The sequence below is a fragment of the Oleiphilus sp. HI0128 genome (assembly GCF_001635365.1).
This window is the reverse complement of record NZ_LWGG01000229.1, coordinates 1-867: the sequence shown is the minus strand read 5'-3', so window position 1 is coordinate 867 and position 867 is coordinate 1. Positions and strand designations below refer to the sequence as shown.

The 867-nt window shown below is 45.7% G+C and carries 2 protein-coding genes; both read right to left on the bottom strand.

The genetic code is table 11. The features are described 5' to 3' along the window. The coding region (locus A3763_RS03095) for a biotin/lipoyl-containing protein (protein ID WP_304440781.1) at positions 1 to 367 on the bottom strand (367 nt) is incomplete at its 3' end. Between the two features lie 2 nt (positions 368 to 369). After that, positions 370 to 867: transketolase C-terminal domain-containing protein (locus A3763_RS03090; protein ID WP_304440780.1), on the bottom strand; the 498-nt coding region annotated here is incomplete at its 5' end.

Genomic DNA, 867 nt, shown 5'->3' with positions numbered 1-867 from the left:
ATTGATCGACATCCTTTTCACCTTCTGCAGTTTGCAAACTTCCAACGACCGATACGCTCTTTTGCACATTTTGAGAGACGCCTAGATACTCCGATATCGAAGTATCTTTACCTATCGGGGACTCAGCATTTTCCTTCTCAGTGTATTCTAATAACACTGAACCCACATCAACCATGTCGCCCGCTTTACAGTGAATTTTCCCGATTCTAGCTTCCACAGGAGATGGAATTTCCACAATAGCTTTTGCCGTTTCGACAACTAAAATCAACTGATCAACCAAGACCATATCGCCAGGCTTAATCTTCCACTCAATAATTTCTGCACCCTGGAGGCCTTCACCGAGATCAGGTAGATAAAATTTGCTCATAGCTAAGCCTCCTTGTTTCCGTCTGCGTCAACCGGTGTTGCGGCCCTGCACATCACCGCTGCCAATTCGGTTATTTGCTCTACGCCGGGCAGGTAGTTTGATTCGTTACGAAAATATGGCATTACCGTGTCATAACCAGTGATTCTCGCCACGGGTTCCCTTAAGTAAGGGAAGGCTCTTTCAGAAAGCGTTGCTGCAATCTCCGCACCCAGCCCACAGCTTCTTGGCGCCTCATGAATAACTATGCAGCGACCAGTTTTTTGAACCGACTGGATAATAGTATCGTGGTCTATAGGAGAAATACTGGCAACGTCTATCACCTCACACTCAATCCCATCCCTAGCCAATAAACTTGCCGCTTGCATAGTTTCATTTATGCTCGCCCCCCATGAGACTAAAGTCATATCCCTTCCTTGACGCAATAGAAAGGACTTATCCAATGGCAAGCCTTCACCATCATCCTTTACCTCACTATGAAATAAACGATAAATGCGTTTTGG